Raw genomic sequence first — 2163 nt, forward strand, 5'->3', positions numbered from 1 at the left:
GCTGACATCGAGCGCCACGAGGTGCTCTCGAACCTTGCGGTGGTGAAAGGACACCGCTCGGTGCCTGTCGCAGCAGGCGTGTGATAGCTGGAGGACGATCTGGCCCGTTGGCGTGAGCGGGTTGGGTGGAGCAGTCCTCGACAACGACGAGTCGTGCCAGAACTGCCAGATGGTACGGGCTCGGCTAGCGAGACGGAGAGGCATACGGATAGGAACCGGTGGCTGAAAGCCCCTCAATACGAGACCACCGACTCCAACCTGGCGGATGCGGGTCGGGTTGCATCGCGCACCCTCACTGCTTCGGCGGTGAGGGGAACTCCTGGACTGGGTGATGTCGCCAGTCGGGAGGCCACGGTGAAAGCCTGCGGCGTAGCCGTGGCGAGGATGCTGGGGCATAACTGGGTGCCGATCCCGTCGAAGGGTTCGAGAGTGAACGTGGGAACCATCCCGGTCTCGCCGGAGGTGCGTCGCCGCCAGCGACGACACCGACGGCTGAGCGCACGGCCTGCTGATCGGGCCGGGATGGGACGGAGGGCCCGTAGTAGTCCGAGGCTGGGAAAGCCGGTCGCATGGCGAAGGGGTCCAGTGTGATCGCAGGATCGGCAAGCGGTAAAGGAGACACAGCCGTGAATGCGGATGTTTCGTGGCCAGCCGACACTTCGGAGGCGTGGGCACGGGTACTGAGAATGCAGACGAAACTGCACCAATGGGCGAGGACCGACCCCGGTCGTCGTTTCGATGATGTGTTCAACCTGGTCTATGACCCCGGCTTCCTCGTTGCGGCGTGGAGTCGGGTGGCGGGCAACAAGGGAGGTCGCACCGCCGGAGTTGACGGAATCGCCCCGCGATCCGTCCCACCGGAGAAGGTGCACGGGATGCTCGCCGAGCTGCGCGAGAGCGTCAAGCGCGGCGAGTTCGTCCCCGAACGGGTGCGTCAGAAGTCGATCCCGAAAGCGAACGGCAAGGTCCGCAAGCTCGGGATTCCGACGATGACGGACCGGATCGTTCAAGCCTCTCTGAAGCTGGTGTTGGAACCAATATTCGAGGCCGACTTCCAGCCGTCCTCGTATGGGTTCCGGCCGCGCAGGCGGGCGCAGGACGCGATCGCGGAGATCCATTTCTACGCCTCACGTGGCTACGTGCAGGTGTTTGAAGCGGACATCACCGCGTGCTTCGACGAGATCGATCACGACGCGCTCATGCAGCGCGTCCGGGCGAGGATCGTCGACAAGCGCGTGTTGCGCCTGGTCCGCGGGTTCCTGAGAGCGGGTGTCCTCAGTGAGGACGGCGTGAACAGGGACACCTACACCGGCACCCCGCAAGGCGGGATCCTGTCGCCGCTACTGGCGAACATCGCCCTGTCCGTGGTGGACGAGCACTTCCAACGCAAGTGGGATGCGCTCGGCCCGCAATGGTCGCGCACGAAGCATCAACGCGCCGGGGGCGCGACGATGAAGCTGGTCCGCTACGCGGACGACTTCGTCGTCCTCGTCCGAGACACCCGCGAGGATGCCGACGCGCTCTGGGACGAAGTCGCCGCGGTGCTCGCGCCGATGGGTTTGCGCCTGTCGGCCGAGAAGACGACGGTCACGCACATAGACACCGGGTTCGACTTCCTCGGGTGGCACATCCAGCGCCGCCGGATCAGAGGTCACGGTGGGAAGACCGCGATCTACACCTACCCCTCACGGAAGTCGCTGGCTTCCATCCGGGACAAGGTGCGGACGCTGACCCGCCGGGCATCCCATCGAACGCTCGCAGACCTGCTGCGCCGACTCAACCCGGCGCTACGGGGCTGGTGCGCCTACTTCCAGCACGGCGTCGTCAAACACCTCTTCAGCTATCTCGACCGGTTCGCCTTCTGGCGGATCGTGGGCTGGCTGAAAAAGCGGCACCCGAAGCTGAACATGCGCACCCTCGTCAGGCGACTTCTGCCCCGGTGGCAGATCCGCGCCGAAGGGATCGAGTTCTTCCGCGCCTGGCAGGTTCCCGTGACCCGCTACCGCTACCGAGGAACCCGCATCCCAAACCCCTGGGCGAGCGTCACGGCGTGATCACATGGAGAGCCGGATGCTCAGGAATGGGCACGTCCGGTTCGGAGGGCGGCCAGCAGAAACCCATCCAGCGGCAACGCGGGCAGGGCGCTGCTGGCCGACCCTACAC

Annotated in this window: 1 protein-coding gene; it reads left to right on the forward strand. The window is 65.5% G+C overall.

What is annotated here, in order from left to right; genetic code table 11:
• Nucleotides 1-686 precede the first annotated feature (686 nt).
• Complete coding sequence (gene ltrA, locus DYI20_RS12080; protein WP_244924698.1) at nucleotides 687-2054, forward strand: group II intron reverse transcriptase/maturase; 1368 nt, start codon at nucleotides 687-689, stop codon at nucleotides 2052-2054.
• The last annotated feature ends 109 nt before the right edge of the window (nucleotides 2055-2163 follow it).

Source organism: Auritidibacter ignavus (assembly GCF_003703835.1).
Lineage (GTDB): Bacteria > Actinomycetota > Actinomycetes > Actinomycetales > Micrococcaceae > Auritidibacter > Auritidibacter ignavus.